This is a genomic window from Mesorhizobium sangaii, assembly GCF_014207355.1.
GTDB classification, from domain to species: Bacteria; Pseudomonadota; Alphaproteobacteria; order Rhizobiales; family Rhizobiaceae; genus Mesorhizobium; species Mesorhizobium sangaii.
In genome coordinates this window covers 1,864,912-1,881,142 of the sequence record NZ_JACHEF010000001.1, presented here as the reverse complement: position 1 = coordinate 1,881,142, position 16,231 = coordinate 1,864,912, and the positions used below count along the sequence as shown (strand labels likewise).

Sequence of the window (16,231 nt, the reverse complement as noted above, 5' to 3'; positions counted from 1 at the left end):
CATCTAGGCACCCAAAGCGCGCAGTGTCAATCATTTCCAATCATATAATTTCATTGTGCAGTGCAATATGATCGATATTGATCGTTTGTGATTGACAAGTCGGGCGCTTCCGTGGAAATTCGGACCAAATGGGCCGCACCGTTTGCGTGCCTTCGGGAGGATCATCCATGCTCGACAAGCGCACCGGCGCGCGCCTCGCCAATCTGTGGGACGAGGCCAAGGCCCAATCGATGAGCGAGCCGGAACTTCTGGTCTATCGCTCGAACACGCTCGGTTCCGACAAGCGTGTCACCAACTATGGCGGCGGCAACACCTCCTCCAAGATCTGGCAGAAGGACCCGCTCACCGGCGCGGACGTCGAAGTGCTTTGGGTCAAGGGCTCGGGCGGCGACAGCGCCTCGATCAAGCTTGACGGTTTCGCCACCCTCTATATGGACAAGCTGCGCGCGCTGAAGGGGCTCTATCGTGGCCTCGCGCATGAAGACGAGATGGTTGGCTTCCTGCCCCACTGCACGTTCAATCTGAACCCACGCGCGGCCTCGATCGACACGCCGCTGCATGCCTTCGTGCCGAAGCCTTTCGTCGATCACATGCATCCCGACGCGATCATCGCCATCGCCGCCGCAAAGGATTCGAAGGCGCTGACCAGGGAGATCTTCGGCGATGCGATCGGCTGGCTGCCGTGGAAGCGGCCGGGCTTCGAACTCGGCTTGTGGCTGGGGAAGTTCTGCCTCGAACATCCCGCCGCCAAGGGCGTCATCCTGGAAAGCCATGGCCTGTTCACCTGGGGCGACACCCCTCGGGAATGCTACGAGACGACGATTTCGGTCATCAATCAGGCGATCGAATGGTTCGAGCGCCGCTCCGAAGGCCTCGCCATCTTCGGCGGCGAAGCCGTCAAGTCGCTCGACGCCGCCGAACGCCGCGCCATCGCCGCGAAGCTGATGCCGAGGATCCGCGGCCTGATCTCGGAAAAGAGCCACAAACTCGGTCATTTCGACGACCAGCCCGCCGTGCTCGAATTCGTCAACTCCAGGGATTTGCGGCCGCTCGCGGCACTAGGCACCTCGTGCCCGGACCATTTCCTGCGCACCAAGATACGCCCGCTGGTGATCGAATTCGATCCGGCCAAGCCCGATGTCGATGCCGTCATTGCGCGTCTCGCCGACGACGTCGCCGCCTACCGCGTCGGCTACCAGGCCTACTACGACAGCTGCAAGCATCCGGATTCCCCCGCGATCCGCGATCCCAATGCGGTGGTCTATCTGATGCCTGGCGTCGGCATGTTCACCTTCGCCGGCGACAAGGCGACGGCCCGCATTTCGGGCGAATTCTATGTCAACGCCATCAATGTCATGCGCGGCGCCTCGACGGTCTCTTCCTATGTCGGCCTGCCGGCACAGGAAGCCTTCGACATCGAATACTGGCTGCTGGAGGATCTGAAGCTGCAGCGCATGCCGAAGCCGAAGACGCTTGCCGGCCAGATCGTGCTGGTCACCGGCGGCGCCGGCGGCATCGGCCGCGCCACCGCCAACCGGCTGCTGCGCGAAGGCGCCTGCGTCGTGCTGGCGGACATCGACCAGACAGCACTTGCCAGCGCCAATGACGAACTGGCCAACGCCTACGGCAAGGATTTCGTCCGGCCGGTGCTGATCAACGTCACCTCGGAAGATCAAGTGATCGCGGGCTTCGCCGAAACCGCGGTCGAATTTGGCGGCATCGACATTCTGGTGTCGAATGCAGGTCTCGCGTCCTCGGCACCGATCGAGGAGACCACGCTGGCACTGTGGAACAAGAACATGGACATCCTGTCGACCGGCTATTTCCTGGTCTCGCGGGAAGCATTCCGGCTGTTCAGGGTGCAGAAGATCGGCGGCAACGTCGTCTTCGTCGCGTCCAAGAACGGCCTCGCCGCCTCGCCCAATGCCGCAGCCTACTGCACCGCCAAGGCCGCCGAGATCCATCTGGCGCGCTGCCTGGCGCTGGAAGGCGCGGAAGCGCAGATCAGGGTCAATGTCGTCAACCCGGACGCCGTGCTGCGCGGCTCGAAGATCTGGACCGGCGAGTGGAAGGAACAGCGCGCCGCCGCCTACAAGATGTCGACCGACGATCTGGAGGAGCATTACCGCTCGCGCTCGATGCTGAAGCGTTCGGTGTTTCCCGAGGACATCGCCGAAGCGATCTATTTCTTCGCCTCCGACATGTCGGCCAAGTCCACCGGCAACATCATCAATGTCGACGCGGGCAACGCGCAGAGTTTTACGCGATAATCGTTTGAAGGCGATGCCGGAGCGCTTCCCTTCTCCCCGTCTCTATACGGGGAGAAGGTGCCGGCAGGCGGATGAGGGGCAGCGCCGACCGAACGCATCTGGGAGGAAAAACAGTGTCCGAATCCATCATCTCCGCCGACCTCGTCGACAAGGACAATGCGGCGCGCAAGGCCGATCTCGAGCGTGACTACGCCTCGCTCGGCGAGCGCCTCGACCGTCGCGGCATCGCCATCGACGCCATCCGCGACAAGGTCGAGAAATTCGCCGTGGCGATCCCGTCCTGGGGCGTCGGCACTGGCGGCACCCGCTTTGCTCGTTTCCCCAGTGCCGGCGAGCCGCGTGATATTTTCGACAAGATCGAGGACTGCGCCGTCATCAGGCAATTGACGCAGGCGACGCCGACGGTGTCCCTGCACATTCCATGGGACAAGGCCGACCCGAACCGGCTGAAACAGGCGGCCTCGCGCTTCGGCCTCGGCTTTGACGCCATGAATTCCAACACCTTCTCCGATGCGAAGGACCAGACGCTTTCCTACAAATTCGGCTCGCTGTCGCATGCCGATGCCGGCACGCGCCGGCAAGCGGTCGAGCACAATCTCGAATGCATCGAGATCGGCAAGACGCTTGGCTCCAGGGCGCTGACGGTGTGGATCGGCGACGGTTCGAACTTCCCCGGCCAGGTCAATTTCGCCAGAGCCTTCGAGCGCTATCTCGACGCCATGAAGGAGGTCTATGCCGGACTGCCGGACGGTTGGAAACTGTTCACCGAACACAAGATGTACGAACCGGCCTTCTATTCCACCGTCGTGCAGGATTGGGGCACCAACTACATGATCGCGCAGGAACTGGGCGACAAGGCGTTCTGCCTCGTCGACCTTGGCCACCATGCGCCCAACGTCAACATCGAGATGATCGTGTCGCGGCTGATCCAGTTCAAGAAGCTCGGCGGCTTCCATTTCAACGATTCGAAATATGGTGACGACGACCTCGATGCCGGTTCGATCGATCCCTACCGGCTGTTCCTGGTCTTCAACGAACTGGTCGATGCCGAGCTTTCAGGCGCCGAGGGTTTTGACCCGGCCCACATGCTCGACCAGAGCCACAACGTCACCGATCCGATCGAAAGCCTGATGCTGTCGGCGGTCGAGGTACAGCGCGCCTATGCGCAGGCGCTGCTGGTCGACCGCAAGGCGCTAGAAGCCTATCAGGACAGCAATGACGCGCTGATGGCAACGCAGACGCTGAAGGCCGCCTATCGAACCGATGTCGAGCCCATCCTCGCCATGGCGCGGCTGAAGACCGGTGGCGCCATCGATCCGGTCGCCGCCTACCGGGCCGCAGGCTACCGCGCCAAGGTGGCGGCGGAACGTCCTGCGGTCGCCGGCGGCTCGGGCGGCATTGTCTGACATCTGAATTGATCCGTCTGGTCCATCATTGACGGGTGGACACGGTGATCCCGACGGGTTCTTCTAGGCGTCCCCCCGCCTGGAGAACCGCCATGCCTCTCACCCGTCGGACACTGATCGCCGCCAGTCTTTCCATCACCTTCGTCCTGGCGCCATTGACGAGCGCCTTCGCCGCGTCACCCGCGCCAGCCAAGGGCGAGCACGGCATGGTGGTGACAGCCCAGCATCTGGCGTCGGAAGTCGGCGTCGAGATCCTGAAGAAGGGCGGCAATGCCGTCGATGCGGCAGTCGCCGTCGGCTATGCGCTCGCCGTCGTCTACCCCAATGCCGGCAACATCGGCGGCGGCGGCTTCATGACCATCCGGTTCAAGGACGGCAAGTCGACCTTCCTCGACTTTCGCGAGCGCGCGCCGCTGGCGGCGACCAAGACCATGTATCTCGACAAGGACGGCAACCCGGTGAAGGGCGCCAGCCTCGATGGCTATCTCGCGGTCGGGGTGCCTGGTTCCGTCGCCGGCTTCGAGATGGCGCGCGAAAAATACGGCACCTTGTCCAGACAGGACCTGATGGCGCCGGCAATCGGCTATGCCAAGGACGGATTCGTCCTCAATCAGGGCGACGCCGCCTCCTTTGCCGGCAGCGCCGACCGGCTGGCGAAAGACCTCGCGGCTGCCGCCATCTTCCTGAAACCCGATGGCAAGCCCTATGGTATCCGCGAGCGCCTGATCCAGCCGGACCTTGCCGCCTCGCTCGCCGCCATTTCCGAGAAAGGCGCTGATGCCTTCTACAAAGGCGCCATTGCCGACGCCATCGTCAAGGCGAGCGGCGCCAAGGGCGGCATCCTGGCCAAGCCGGACTTCGAGCAATATGCGGTTCGCGAACTCAAACCGGTGACCTGCACCTATCGCGGCTACGAGATCACATCCTCGCCGCCGCCAAGCTCCGGCGGCGTCATCATCTGCGAAATCCTCAACGTGCTGGAAGGTTATCCGTTGAATTACCTTGGCGCCGGTTCCGCCGAGACGGTCCATGTCATGGTCGAGGCGATGCGCCATGCCTATGTCGACCGCAATTCAGCGCTCGGCGACCCCGATTTCGTCGACAATCCGGTCTCGAAACTGCTGGACAAGGCCTATGCCAAGGACATCCGCGACAAGATCGATCCGTTCCGGGCCGGCGTGTCGCGGGACCTGATGCCGAAGGGCTTTGGCGAGAGCAAGCAGACGACGCATTATTCGATCATCGACAATGACGGCAATGCGGTCGCCGTTACCTACACGCTGAATGGCTCGTTCGGCGCCGGCGTCGTCGCTGACGGCACCGGCATCCTGCTCAACAACGAGATGGACGATTTCACTCAGAAACCTGGCGTGCCCAACCTCTACGGTCTGGTCCAGGGCGAGGCCAACGCCATCCAGCCGAAGAAGACGCCGCTGTCGTCGATGAGCCCGACCGTCGTGGCCAAGGACGGCAAGCCGTTCATGGTCATCGGCAGCCCGGGCGGTTCACGCATCATCACCATCACGCTGGAAGCCATCGTCAACGTCGTCGACCATGGCATGAACATCCAGGAGGCGATCGACGCGCCGCGCATCCACCACCAGTGGCTCCCCGACACGGTTTACATCGAGCCGTTCGGCCTGTCGCCAGACACCGAAAAACTGCTGGCCGGCATGGGCTACCACCTCGATCTCGGTGATAAGACCTGGGGCCAGGCTGCGGGCATCCTGGTCGGTGGCAAGAGCCTGGCGGAGATTGAGAAGGGCGGCGGCGCGCGCTACAATGGCGCTATCGACAGCCGTGCCGCATCGGGCGAAGCGCTCGGATACTGATGTCTTAACTCACAAGCCGGTCGTCACGAAATCAGCGTGACGGTCGATGCTATCAGCAACAACGCGGCGATGCCGACAAACAGCGCGTAAATGCGCGGTCGGTCGAGCAGCAGCGCGTTTCCCGATACCCAGGCCGATGTGGCGCCGCCAAGTGCAAAGAGGAACCCATTGCGGTGGCCGAAGGTCATCGACGCGGCCATCAGCCCACCAATGATCAGCGCGCCGAATACGATGATCACGGCAACCGCATATTTCTCGAAGTCGTTGCCGCTTCCCATGCTTGGACCTATCGCGTTCAACGTCGGCAGATCATCCGGGTCGAAGGGATTGCTCGACCCATATTCGTCTTGACCGGCAGGCTCTCGCATTACTCGTTCTCCGTATAGCGGCAACAAATCATCAAGCCTTGCCGAGCGCAACCCGATCGCGCTGCCCTCGATGCGTTCGGCACGGACTTCTACACCTTCCGCCGCAGCTTGCCGCCGACTTTTTTGATTCGTGCCCTGGCCGTTTTCGATCTCGGATAATCCTGGGCACACTTGCCCGAAGGCTGCCGTGGATCACGCCATCATGGAACGGATTCGTGGACGAAAAATGATGCCGAACATGGATTGGTCATCCAGGCGGCGATTTTCGGTGGGGCGTGACGTCGCACTGGGCGTGGCGTGGCCGAATCGCCTTGCCGCCGCCCGCCGACAGGGTTGCGAGGCCACACGCCTGATCGCCCAGGGACGCGTCGCATCGTCACAGTTGCATGTGCCGCGTTTCAAGCCGCGGACGGTCTGCGACGTCGCTTCGCCCCTTGCTATGCCGCCCAGGATGACGAAGCGTGAAAATATCCATTGATGACCAAGGCATGCGGCCGTCAAACCTGTGCCCGACACGGTGATTTCTATCCGCGAGCAGGCGGCAGCTCGAACACAGTGGCGCCGTTCTCCTGGCCGCGTTCGACATAGCCGATCAGGTGAAACCATCTTGCGACATCCGACCCCTGCAGCCAGCTGCGCGAGTGGATGGGCAGGTTGCCGGCGAGTGCCTGGATGTGCCTGATATGCCGCTTGCAGAAGCGAATGGTCGCGGCACGGAAGAAATCCTCCTGTGCGGCGAACAGCGTATTGGCAGCGTCGCTGTTCTCATGCCAGGCGATGATCGCCACGGTCTTGTCGCCCTCGACAAGTGCGTGCGCACGGCCTTCTTTCAAGTTCATCATCAGATTGTCGTACGCGATCTTGCTGTCCTTGCCGGCAGCGACGTATTCATCCGACATCCGCTTCGACAGGCCGCGAAAGACATCCTCGAGATCCCCGAGCGTTGCAGCGCGTGCTCTCATTTCTCCTCCTGGAGCCCCGGCAGGCAGTTTGCCCTAAGGTTGGGGGATCACCAAGCAAATCAAATCCGCTGGTGGCCCAACGAGCGCAAAGTTGTTTCACCGGGCGATGTTCTATGACGGCACGGGCGGGCTTCCGCGTCTCCGGTATAAACCGTAACCGGTGTTCAGAATGAACCCGGAAAAAATTGTGCCCAGAGGCGGATTCGAACCACCGACACGCGAAAATGCACCCCGACCATCAAGGGCGGTAGTGCAGAGGCGGAAGGCGTTTAGCGGTTCAATAGCCATTGTAGGTGATGCCGGTAACGTACCAATAGGTCAGCATGATAGCGGCAACGATAACAACCAGCCGGAGGAAGCCCCTAGCTGGACCGGGATCCATTCTCGACTCGTAGACAAAGCCGGTTCCACTGCACTTTGTGCAGTTCATCCTCAGTGGTCCAGCGCCCGGCACCTGGCAGTTAGGGCGCACGACTTTGACTTGGTGCATAACGCACCCCCTTTAGTCCAGCGGTAGCTTGAATGCCAAGCAACGCTGCGGCGTACTTGAATTTAACGGATATTTGGAGGTGGTACATCATGTCTAAAGGTAGTAGTGGGGGGTAGAGATTTCTTGACCTGTTTTCGCGTACTCTTAGCAGGCCATGGCTGGCAAATCGGTACCATATCCACCAATGCGGCGATCATCGCGTTAAATTCAAAAAGCGGCGAGGAATTTCATGGGATCAGGCGCCCCGCTTGGCATTTCAGTTGGTGCGTGCCGACGTGAATCTCTGCCCACGAAGAACGTCTCATTCATGAGCGCGTCAAGGCAAACGACTGCATAGGGAGGCCGAGGGCGCAGTGCGGCAAATTATTAAGCGATTTCAGATGGATAATGGTGCCCAGAGGCGGATTCGAACCGCCGACACGCGGATTATTTATCCGCCAGTCGTATCTGACGCAGGCTGAGCATAACGCGCTGTCATCGGCCGACCCTGCAACCCTCTATTTGATCGTCGACTGATGGATGCCGTCTCAGATCCTCGCGTAAAAGGGCTTTGCCAAGAGTTCGACGTGCGGATCGTCGGCCCGCATCTTTATCCCCAACCGGGCGAAACCCGTGGGCACCATCCGGCCGATCATCGATCGGCATGGCGTCGAGCATGCGCGGCTCGTGCTGTGCATCCTGGCTGAAGGCCGGGGCAACCAACGCCCTGATTGACGAAACGTCGCTGTGGGCCATCAGCGACCTGTTGCGGGCATGTCCCGATCTGGTCGAGGGAAAGACGTCGGCACTGCTGGGTTCTACGCGCTTCCCCTGGGTCCGATCATGGCCACTGTCAACGAACTCCGTGGCGTGGTCCACCAGCGGCACGCCCTGGCTGGGATGATCTATGCTCGTCAACTCAGGTCGGCGCCGGTCGCGTTCAAAGCGGCCGACCGTGGCAAGATGCGGAAGGTGAGGAATAGCGAAGGCGAGAAGCGGGCGGCCTGACAAGGAACCATGCCCTGTCGCTGTCGTTGTGGGCCAAAGGGTTCATGATGATGACTGACGAACAGGGCAAAGCCCCTAGCAACCCGGATGATCCTGTCGTGCGTCGTCTCGTCAATGAAACCGGCATCACGCAAATGCAGGCCCGCGAGCTAATCGCACTCCTGGGGGCGCTTAGCTGGGCGTCGCTATTGCGGGAAGCGCAGATTCTGACCGCCGGTAAACGGTAGGGCGTCCAGGCGCCGGGGGTAATCCCCTACGGATGGGTGCCGTTTGGTTTCCAGTCCTTTGCGATGCCGTCGAGAGCCATCCTGATATCGTCTGGACTGTCGATCCCGCCGCTGAAAAGAGCGATCAGGCGCCGCGCCAAATGCTCCCGCGCCGGGTGCGAGCCCTCGATGCCGGTTTGCTCGCAATACTCGTCAAGAATTCTGGTGAGTGTCGCCAACTGTACGTCGTCAGCTATGCCACGATAGGTCATCGCGCGTAACTCCCTGATAAGGGCGAAAGCGTGATCGACTCTTTCAAGCGCTCGTTGCCTTGCTAGATCGAGCGACAAAGGAACTGTACGCTTCTGACAATCCGTTAGCGAGTCAATCGTTCTATGTCGATCCGAAGGTGACTTTGATCTGAGACGACCGGTCTTTGGACTTCAGTCGTAATTGAGCTATCGCTAATATGCCTCTAGCTTAGGCAGAGCGGCCGGCGTCCCTACATCCCAACACCTTGCCCAACGGCGCGCCGGTCGGGGAGCGAGGAAGCATGAGCAACTTAGGCACAGGGGGCCCTGGAAGCGCTCAGACTGGTCGCCGAAGAATAGCGCATACGAGGTGAGCCCCCTCGTCGGCCCGCTGCTTGCCGCTGCCATTGCCTATTTCGAGGTGCAGTCATGAACGTTGACATCCGCAAGCTCTCCTTCGTCAATAGCAAAGGACGCCAGCGCCATTTCTGGCGTGTAGTGCCGACTGGCGACCTTGTGCAGGAACGAGGCCATCGGCTACAAGATGGCGTTCGAATATCTGGCCTATGAGGCAGGGAACCGCGACAGCGGCGGTCCTATGCTTCTTCCATGGATCGTTCAGGACATGCCACGCGACCTGTCGCCTGTCGAGGTCGCGTTCCTCACAATCGTGGCCCTATCGGCGGGCGATGAACGCCACGATGGAAATCGCGGCCAAACAGCCCGCAACCGCCGGCTGAATCCGCCACCGTGGCGTATTTATGGCCCGCTGCCTCATGGTGGCGGGCCTGCACCGCTAGCATTGATTACTAATTTAGCGATTGCTTATATCAATCGGAAGCCTTCTTTGCAGGAAAGCCCCCGCTGTTAAGGACCTGAGAAGCTCGGCCTGTCGTTATTATCACGCAGCCAATCGGTGGCTGGTGAGGCAACGCAAAACAGGAGAGTGTCATGAATAATTTCGTGAAAACCTTCGCTGGGAGGCTGGCTAGCGGCGCATTCATTATTGCCCTGTCGCTACCCGCTACGGCAGGTGGCATTGGAGTTGGTGCCGGCGCTTCCATAGGTGGTAGCGGCGGCGTGCATGCCGGGGCTGGCGCATCAATCGGCGGGGCAGGTGGTATCGGTGTCGGAGCCGGCGCAACCGTCGGCGGCGCGGGCGGCGTGAACGCTGGCGCTGGCGCTAATGTTGGCGGGTCGAGCGGCGTCAGCGCCGGGCTTGGAGCTTCTGTCGGCGGAGCCGATGGCGTCAATGCCGGTGCAGGTGCCAATGTTGGCGGCGCGGGCGGAGTGACTGCTGGCTTAGGCGCAAATATAGGTGGCACCAGTGGGGTCGGCGTCGGCGTCGGCGTCGGCATTGGCGGCGGAACCAATCCGAGCGACCCATCAAATCCGAGCAACCTCTCAAATCCAACCAACCCGAGTAATCTCTCGAAGCGAAGCAATCCTGTGCGCAATCTGCCCAGCGTTGTCGCCGACATGTCTGACAGCCAAGTGGTACGCATGAAAAGGCGTTGCGTTGATATACTGGGCAATTCCGGTTCCTATGACCGGGATCTGCGTCAGTTGTGCATGCTGATCACCCGCCGCTGAGTCTCCAAGACCTGCAATTTGCGTCAAGAGCCCGCTGCCACATGGTGGCGGGCTTATCGCTTTCTGGCCTTCGCCAGTTGCAGTAGGGTCCATTCCCAAGCCAAACGCACCAATCCCCTAATGAGCCGCATAGGCCCTCCCCATGTCGCGTCCATGTCGCACGGACCTGCCGATAGCCGGAGGAAACCCTTTGGAAATCAACGGTAGTGGTTTGCAACATGGCGCGACATGGAATGCCTGGAAACACAAACGTTTAGTTTGCATAAGGCTTTGAACTTACTTGGGAAAGGGATGGTGCCCAGAGGCGGATTCGAACCACCGACACGCGGATTTTCAGTCCGCTGCTCTACCAACTGAGCTATCTGGGCCTGTTCCGGCAAACGAAATCTCGTACACCGGATCTCATGAAGCGCCATGGGCGCCCCTTGAAAGCGCGTGGGTTATAGCACGGGAATCCGGCCTGTCCAGCGCCCAGATGGCGATTTCAGACAGGAAATGAGACGCCGTGCGATGGCCCGGTTCCGGTGCGGTGTCGATGGCCGGAACGGCGTGCGGCGCTGCTCCATTTCGGCCGGAGGCACCTTGTCCGCGTCGCCGTCACGGGCCGCAAAGGCGTGGCCCGTCTTTTAGCCGACGATCGAGATGCTCGGCATTGGCGGCGCCGGGCAAGCGTCGCCTGGTCGCCGCGTTCTATCTGGCGCCGGGCATGCCCCTGCGAAAATCGGAGGGCGACATGCCGGCCAGCTTGCGGAACGATTTGTTGAAGGCGCTGAGCGAGCCGAAGCCCGAATCCATGGCGACGCGCAGCACATTGGCGTCCTGGTGCATCAAAAGCGCCTGCGCATAGCTTAGCCGCAAAAGGTTGACGTACTCGTTGAGCGTCATGCCGGTCGATTTCTTGAACAGGCTCATGGCGTATTTGGGATGGATGTCGGCTGCCGCCGCGATGTTTACGCAATCGATGTCGTAGAGGAAATTCTCGGCGATGAAATCGCACATGCGCCCGACATTGCGCGATGACTGCTGGTCGAAGGCGCTGCCGGTTTCCTGGCCGATCGGGGTTGCGGATACCAGCCGGTAGGGTTCGAACCGCACCCGCTCCAGCCGCAGCAGCAATTCGTTGACGGCGTGTTCCGCCTTGGCCTGGTCGCCGGACCGGGCGTAGCGGTTCCAGCGTTCGAAATTGTGGTTGTCGGACTGGTCGGTGGCGCCGGTCACCAGCGTCGCACCCGTCATCAGCCGATGCCGGATATCCGTGGGCAGGTGCAGCCGGAAGAAATGCACCAGCGGCAGATGCGCTCCGGCATAGAGGGCGTCGTCGGACAAATCGTCCATCTGGTGCGGCAGGCCGCCCCAGAACAGGCACATCTCGCCGGCAGACAGCGAAATCTCGTGGTCGTTCATGCGGTAATGAACGCTGCCGCGCACGATGAAATTCACTTCGACCTGGGCATGCCAATGCGGTTTGAGCATCACCAGAGGACTGGTGTGAAACATTTGCAGCAGCAGCGGCAAGCCTTCCACGCTGCTGGCACCAGGCTGGTAAAACGGTCGTTCCGGCATCTTACTTTCCGCCAATTTCATATTCCCTTTGACGGCGACAGCCCCTGCCCACTGCATAGTCTAGCCACGCTCACAGTGAGAGAGCAAATGGAATGGGAGGATTTCAATGCGCATCACAATGACCTGCGCCGCGCTCGCGCTCGCCCTGGGCTCTGCCCCGGCCTTTGCGCAGTCCGGCGAAATAACGATCTGGAGCTGGAATGTCGCGGCTTCATCGCTGAAGGCGACCGTTGCCGGCTTCAACAAGCAATTTCCCGACGTCAAGGTGACGGTCCAGGATCTCGGCAACCAGCCGACCTACGACAAGTCGATCGCCGGCTGCGCCGCCGGCGGCGTCGGCCTGCCTGATATCGTCACCATCGAGAACGGCGAGGCCGAGAATTACTGGAGCCAGTTCCCCGACTGCTTCGTCGACCTGCATACGTTGGGCTACACCGCCGAGGACCAGAAGAAATTTCCCGACTTCAAGCGCACCGAGCTCGAAGTCGGCGACAAGGCGTATGCGATGCCGTGGGATTCGGGTCCGGTGGCGGCCTTTTACCGCCGCGACTTCTACGAAAAGGCCGGCGTCGATCCGGCATCGATCAAAACCTGGGACGATTTCATCGCCGCCGGCAAGAAGATTCAGGCCGCCAACCCGGGCGTCTCGATGACCAATGCCGATTTCAACGGCGACAGCGAATTCTTCCGCATGATCTCCAACGAACAGGGCTGCGCCTATTTCGCCGAGGATGGCCAGTCGATCACGATCAACCAACCCAAATGCGTCGATGCCATGACCAAGGTCAAGGAGATGAAGGACGCCGGTATCGTCTCCTCCGCCGACTGGGGCACCAAGATCACCAACAACACAGCCGGCACCGTCGCCACCCACGTCTATGGCGGCTGGTACGAAGGCACCATTCGCACCGAATCGGCCGGTGAAAACGGCAAATGGGGCGTCTATCTGATGCCAAGCCTCACCGCCGACGGCCCGCGTGCCGCCAATCTCGGCGGCTCCTCGCTGGCCATCACCTCGGCGTCCAAGAACAAGGAGGCCGCCTACGCCTATCTGAAATATACGCTCGGAACGAACGAAGGCCAGATCACCATGCTGAAGGACTTCGGCCTGGTGCCCTCGCTGGTGTCGGCGCTCGATGACCCCTATGTCGCGCAAGGCCTGCCCTACTGGGGCGGCCAGGCGGTGTGGAAGGACATCCTCGGCACCTTGCCCAAGGTCGTTCCCAGCCGCGGCACGCAATTCCAGAGCGACGCCGAAATCATCGTCCGCGCCGTGCAGACCAAATATCTGGCCGGCGGCTACCCCGACGCCAAGGCAGCGCTCGACGATGCCGCAAGCCAGATCGCCGCGGCGACCGGATTGCCCGTCAAATCTTGATCTGGACCGAGACGGTCCCGGACGGCATTGATGCTGTCCGGGGCCGAACGCGCCACGTGTTTCAGCATGGGCGCGTCACCCCCTTGAACGCGGAAAGGAGGCAACAATGCGCTATCAGAATGCCACGGCGTATCGCTTCCTCGCGCCCTATCTGCTGATCTTTGCAATCTTCTGGGTGTGGCCGATCATCGATTCCTTCATGATCTCCTTCCAAGCGACGCGCACCGTGCCTTGGCGGTTCGCGCCCACCTTCAACTGGGGCCGATTGATCGGCGACCCCGCTTTCTTCAACGCGCTGAAGAACACGCTGCTCATCCTTGTCATCCAGGTGCCGGTGATGATCACGCTGGCGCTGGTGATGGCGGTGCTGTTGAACTCGCCGCTGCTCAAGGCGAGGGGCCTCTATCGCTTTGCTTTCTTCGCCCCGGTCGTGGTCGGCGAAGTTGCTTACTCGGCGGTCTTCCGGCTGATGTTCAACCTCAACTTCGGCATCATCAACAAGCTCTTGAACAGCGTCGGCCTACCCAGCGTCGACTGGTTTTCCAACGTCACGCCGGCGATGGCGCTGATCATGATCGCGGTCACCTGGCGCTGGGCCGGCTACAACGCCATCATCCTGCTCGCCGGCATGCAGTCCATTCCCGAAGATGTCTACGAGGCGGCGACGCTCGATCGCGTCAGCAAGCTCAAGCAGTTCTTCTTCATCACGCTGCCTCTCCTGAAACCCGTCATCGTGTTCTGCCTCGTGCTGTCGATCATTGGCACCATGCAGTTGTTCACCGAGCCCTTCCTGATCACCGAGCGCGGCGGGCCCGGCGGCGGCACCGAGACGCTTGGCCTGTTGCTTTACCGCCAGGGCTTTCGATCGCTCAATTTCGGCTACGCGTCGGCCGTCGCCTACACCATGGCTGGGCTGGCGATCGCGATCACGCTGGTGCAGCTGTGGCTGACGAGGGAACCGAAATGAGTTCACTCTCCTCCGCCAGGTTGGGACGCAGCATCGCACTGCATCTGTTCCTGACGCCGCTGGCGCTGATCTGGCTGTTTCCGCTGTGGATGATGGTGGTGTTCTCGACCATGCCGGACAACGGCATCTTCAGCCCCGGCATCGAGCTTTTGCCGCACGGCAATTTCTTGGACAATTTCAACAATCTGCAGCGCGACACCGACTTCGTCGGCGCCATCGGCATTTCTGTCTCCGTGGCGGTGACCTACACGTTCCTGTCGGTGATGCTGACGTCGATGGCCGGCTGGGCGCTGGCCCGCTACCGGTTCGTCGGCAAGGGCCTGGTTGTCGCCATCATCCTCGGCACCATCACGCTGCCCTATGCTGTGGTGCTGATCCCGCAATTCATCATGGTGGCGCGCGATTTCAAGCTCGCCAACACCTGGGTGGCGCTGATCGTGCCGCCGCTGTTCAATTCGCTCGGCGTGCTGTTCATGCGGCAGAGCTTCTCGATGATGCCGGACGACCTTTTCGATGCGGCGCGCGTCGAGGGGGTGAAGGAATGGCGCATCTTCCTGTTCGTCGCGCTGCCGCTGGCGCGGCCGATGCTGGCGGCGCTCGCCATCATCCTGTTCCTCGCGTCCTGGAACAACTATTTGTGGCCGCTCCTGATCAACAGCCAGCCCGGTTCGATGACGGCGCCGGTGGCGCTCGGCACGCTGATCGGCCTCACCAAGGTGTCGTGGGGCGGCATCATGGCGGGCGCGGTGATGCTGACGGTGCCGATGCTTGTCGTCTTCGTGCTGCTGCAGCGCCATTTCATCGCCGGCATCGCCGCCGGCGCGATCAAGTAAGGAACAGCATGGCAACAGTCACGCTCAACAATGTCATCAAACGCTTCGGGGTCTTCGAGGTCGTCCACGGCGCCAACATCGACGTCAAGGACGGCGAGTTCGTCGTCTTCGTCGGTCCCTCCGGCTGCGGAAAATCGACGCTGCTCAGGATGATCGCCGGGCTCGAGGACATCAGCGGCGGCGAGATCGCCATCGGCGGCAAGCTCGTCAACGATGTCGAGCCGGCCGACCGCGGCATCGCCATGGTCTTCCAGTCCTACGCGCTCTATCCGCACATGAGCGTCGAACAGAATCTGAGTTTCGGGCTCAGGATGACCGGCAATCCGAACGCCGACACCGACCGGCGCGTCAAGCGAGCCGCCGAAATCCTGCGCATAAACGAGCTGATGAAGCGGCGTCCCAAGCAATTGTCGGGCGGCCAGCGCCAGCGCGTTGCCATCGGCCGTGCCATCGTGCGCGAACCGCAGGTGTTCCTGTTCGACGAGCCGCTTTCCAATCTCGACGCCGAATTGCGTGTTCAGATGCGGGTCGAGATATCGCGCCTGCACAAGGAACTCGGCACCACCATGATCTATGTCACCCACGACCAAACCGAGGCGATGACACTCGCCGACAGGATCGTCGTGATGCGCGCCGGCCATATCGAGCAGATCGGCCGGCCGCTCGATCTTTATGACAATCCCGACAATCAGTTCGTGGCGGGCTTTGTCGGCTCGCCGAAGATGAACTTCATCAGCGGCCGCATTGTCGGGCGCGATGCACATGGTGTGGTGGTCGAACTGGCGGGTCAGGAGAAGACCCGTGTCGCGCAACCGCTGACGGGTGCTGCACCCGAAGCAGGAAGCCCCAAAATCGGGAGCAAGGTCATGGTGGGCGTGCGTCCCGAACATTTCGGCAGCGCCGGGGAGGGCGACACCGACCTTGTGGTACGCATCGACGTGGTCGAGCATCTGGGCGGCACAAGTTTTCTCTATGCCAGAACGGCGAACGGTGAAGACGTGGTGATCCAGCGCGACGCGGCAAAGGTTCCCGATGTGTCCGAGATCACCGTTTCCATCGGTAAATCCTACCTGTTCGATGAAAAAGGGCTGCGGCTGCGCTGACGGTTTCCAGCCTTCAAGGAGC

16 protein-coding genes and 2 tRNA genes are annotated in these 16,231 nt (G+C 61.2%); 12 read left to right on the top strand and 6 right to left on the bottom strand.

Translation table 11 applies throughout. The features are described 5' to 3' along the window. The first annotated feature begins 167 nt into the window (after positions 1-167). The 3 genes from HNQ71_RS08850 to ggt all read left to right on the top strand — a co-directional run bounded on the left by HNQ71_RS08850 (position 168) and on the right by ggt (position 5,508). The gene (locus HNQ71_RS08850; protein ID WP_184872133.1) at positions 168-2,270 is read left to right on the top strand and encodes a bifunctional rhamnulose-1-phosphate aldolase/short-chain dehydrogenase; all 2,103 of its coding nucleotides are present in this window, start codon (positions 168-170) and stop codon (positions 2,268-2,270) included. A gap of 113 nt (positions 2,271-2,383) precedes the next feature. Next, positions 2,384-3,676: an L-rhamnose catabolism isomerase gene (gene rhaI, locus HNQ71_RS08845; RefSeq protein ID WP_343068100.1), complete on the top strand. Its 1,293-nt coding sequence runs from the start codon at positions 2,384-2,386 to the stop codon at positions 3,674-3,676. 92 nt (positions 3,677-3,768) lie between these two features. After that, complete coding sequence (gene ggt / locus HNQ71_RS08840) at positions 3,769-5,508, top strand: gamma-glutamyltransferase (RefSeq protein ID WP_184872131.1); 1,740 nt, start codon at positions 3,769-3,771, stop codon at positions 5,506-5,508. Positions 5,509-5,531: 23 nt separating this feature from the next. Here ggt and HNQ71_RS35640 read toward each other — a convergent pair whose 3' ends face one another. Further along, a complete protein-coding gene (locus HNQ71_RS35640) occupies positions 5,532-5,786 on the bottom strand; it encodes a hypothetical protein (RefSeq protein ID WP_184872292.1) in 255 nt (84 codons plus the stop codon). Between the two features lie 277 nt (positions 5,787-6,063). Here HNQ71_RS35640 and HNQ71_RS08830 point away from each other — a divergent pair, with 277 nt between their 5' ends. Next, entirely contained in the window at positions 6,064-6,354 is a 291-nt protein-coding gene (locus tag HNQ71_RS08830) for a hypothetical protein (RefSeq protein ID WP_184872130.1), read from the top strand. Between the two features lie 46 nt (positions 6,355-6,400). Here HNQ71_RS08830 and HNQ71_RS08825 read toward each other — a convergent pair whose 3' ends face one another. Both HNQ71_RS08825 and HNQ71_RS08820 read right to left on the bottom strand, forming a co-directional pair. Continuing rightward, entirely contained in the window at positions 6,401-6,838 is a 438-nt protein-coding gene (locus HNQ71_RS08825) for a hypothetical protein (protein ID WP_095082202.1), read from the bottom strand. 878 nt (positions 6,839-7,716) lie between these two features. After that, positions 7,717-7,791, bottom strand: a tRNA-Ile gene (locus HNQ71_RS08820). Between HNQ71_RS08820 and HNQ71_RS35805 the strand changes: the two genes are divergently transcribed. Together HNQ71_RS35805 and HNQ71_RS08815 are read left to right on the top strand one after the other, a co-directional pair. After that, positions 7,761-7,844, top strand: coding sequence for a phage upper tail fiber protein (locus HNQ71_RS35805; protein WP_425492192.1), 84 nt, complete (start codon positions 7,761-7,763; stop codon positions 7,842-7,844). The two genes, HNQ71_RS08820 and HNQ71_RS35805, sit on opposite strands and share 31 nt — an antisense overlap. A gap of 515 nt (positions 7,845-8,359) precedes the next feature. Next, positions 8,360-8,542 carry a hypothetical protein gene (locus HNQ71_RS08815; protein ID WP_246461284.1) on the top strand — a complete coding sequence of 61 codons (183 nt, stop codon included), beginning with the start codon at positions 8,360-8,362 and terminating at the stop codon, positions 8,540-8,542. Positions 8,543-8,568: 26 nt separating this feature from the next. Here HNQ71_RS08815 and HNQ71_RS08810 read toward each other — a convergent pair whose 3' ends face one another. Further along, a complete protein-coding gene (locus HNQ71_RS08810; RefSeq protein WP_184872129.1) occupies positions 8,569-8,793 on the bottom strand; it encodes a hypothetical protein in 225 nt (74 codons plus the stop codon). A 523-nt stretch (positions 8,794-9,316) separates the two neighbouring features. Here HNQ71_RS08810 and HNQ71_RS08805 point away from each other — a divergent pair. Together HNQ71_RS08805 and HNQ71_RS08800 are read left to right on the top strand one after the other, a co-directional pair. Beyond that, a complete protein-coding gene (locus HNQ71_RS08805) occupies positions 9,317-9,643 on the top strand; it encodes a hypothetical protein (RefSeq protein WP_184872128.1) in 327 nt (108 codons plus the stop codon). Between the two features lie 80 nt (positions 9,644-9,723). Continuing rightward, a complete protein-coding gene (locus HNQ71_RS08800; RefSeq protein WP_184872127.1) occupies positions 9,724-10,365 on the top strand; it encodes a hypothetical protein in 642 nt (213 codons plus the stop codon). Between the two features lie 292 nt (positions 10,366-10,657). Here HNQ71_RS08800 and HNQ71_RS08795 read toward each other — a convergent pair. Together HNQ71_RS08795 and HNQ71_RS08790 are read right to left on the bottom strand one after the other, a co-directional pair. Continuing rightward, a tRNA-Phe gene (locus HNQ71_RS08795) sits at positions 10,658-10,733 on the bottom strand. A 322-nt stretch (positions 10,734-11,055) separates the two neighbouring features. Continuing rightward, entirely contained in the window at positions 11,056-11,949 is an 894-nt protein-coding gene (locus HNQ71_RS08790) for a helix-turn-helix domain-containing protein (RefSeq protein WP_184872126.1), read from the bottom strand. Positions 11,950-12,034: 85 nt separating this feature from the next. Between HNQ71_RS08790 and HNQ71_RS08785 the strand changes: the two genes are divergently transcribed. From HNQ71_RS08785 to HNQ71_RS08770, 4 genes are all read left to right on the top strand, one after another. Then, positions 12,035-13,306, top strand: coding sequence for an extracellular solute-binding protein (locus HNQ71_RS08785; protein ID WP_184872125.1), 1,272 nt, complete (start codon positions 12,035-12,037; stop codon positions 13,304-13,306). Positions 13,307-13,412: 106 nt separating this feature from the next. Further along, positions 13,413-14,273, top strand: a complete 861-nt coding sequence (locus HNQ71_RS08780) for a carbohydrate ABC transporter permease (RefSeq protein WP_184872124.1) — start codon at positions 13,413-13,415, stop codon at positions 14,271-14,273. Continuing rightward, a complete protein-coding gene (locus HNQ71_RS08775) occupies positions 14,270-15,106 on the top strand; it encodes a carbohydrate ABC transporter permease (RefSeq protein WP_184872123.1) in 837 nt (278 codons plus the stop codon). The genes HNQ71_RS08780 and HNQ71_RS08775 overlap by 4 nt, the downstream gene beginning before the upstream one ends. Before the next feature lie 8 nt (positions 15,107-15,114). Then, positions 15,115-16,209: an ABC transporter ATP-binding protein gene (locus HNQ71_RS08770; protein WP_184872122.1), complete on the top strand. Its 1,095-nt coding sequence runs from the start codon at positions 15,115-15,117 to the stop codon at positions 16,207-16,209. Positions 16,210-16,231 lie beyond the last annotated feature (22 nt).

Bases quoted from the DNA above. Each gene is read 5' to 3' on its own strand.
- HNQ71_RS08850 (WP_184872133.1), top strand. From the start codon at position 168: ATGCTCGACAAGCGCACCGGCGCGCGCCTCGCCAATCTGTGGGACGAG.
- ggt (WP_184872131.1), top strand. From the start codon at position 3,769: ATGCCTCTCACCCGTCGGACACTGATCGCCGCCAGTCTTTCCATCACC.
- HNQ71_RS35640 (WP_184872292.1), bottom strand. From the start codon at position 5,786: ATGGGAAGCGGCAACGACTTCGAGAAATATGCGGTTGCCGTGATCATC.
- HNQ71_RS08825 (WP_095082202.1), bottom strand. From the start codon at position 6,838: ATGAGAGCACGCGCTGCAACGCTCGGGGATCTCGAGGATGTCTTTCGC.
- HNQ71_RS08815 (WP_246461284.1), top strand. From the start codon at position 8,360: ATGATGATGACTGACGAACAGGGCAAAGCCCCTAGCAACCCGGATGAT.
- HNQ71_RS08810 (WP_184872129.1), bottom strand. From the start codon at position 8,793: ATGACCTATCGTGGCATAGCTGACGACGTACAGTTGGCGACACTCACC.
- HNQ71_RS08805 (WP_184872128.1), top strand. From the start codon at position 9,317: ATGGCGTTCGAATATCTGGCCTATGAGGCAGGGAACCGCGACAGCGGC.
- HNQ71_RS08800 (WP_184872127.1), top strand. From the start codon at position 9,724: ATGAATAATTTCGTGAAAACCTTCGCTGGGAGGCTGGCTAGCGGCGCA.
- HNQ71_RS08790 (WP_184872126.1), bottom strand. From the start codon at position 11,949: ATGAAATTGGCGGAAAGTAAGATGCCGGAACGACCGTTTTACCAGCCT.
- HNQ71_RS08785 (WP_184872125.1), top strand. From the start codon at position 12,035: ATGCGCATCACAATGACCTGCGCCGCGCTCGCGCTCGCCCTGGGCTCT.
- HNQ71_RS08780 (WP_184872124.1), top strand. From the start codon at position 13,413: ATGCGCTATCAGAATGCCACGGCGTATCGCTTCCTCGCGCCCTATCTG.
- HNQ71_RS08775 (WP_184872123.1), top strand. From the start codon at position 14,270: ATGAGTTCACTCTCCTCCGCCAGGTTGGGACGCAGCATCGCACTGCAT.
- HNQ71_RS08770 (WP_184872122.1), top strand. From the start codon at position 15,115: ATGGCAACAGTCACGCTCAACAATGTCATCAAACGCTTCGGGGTCTTC.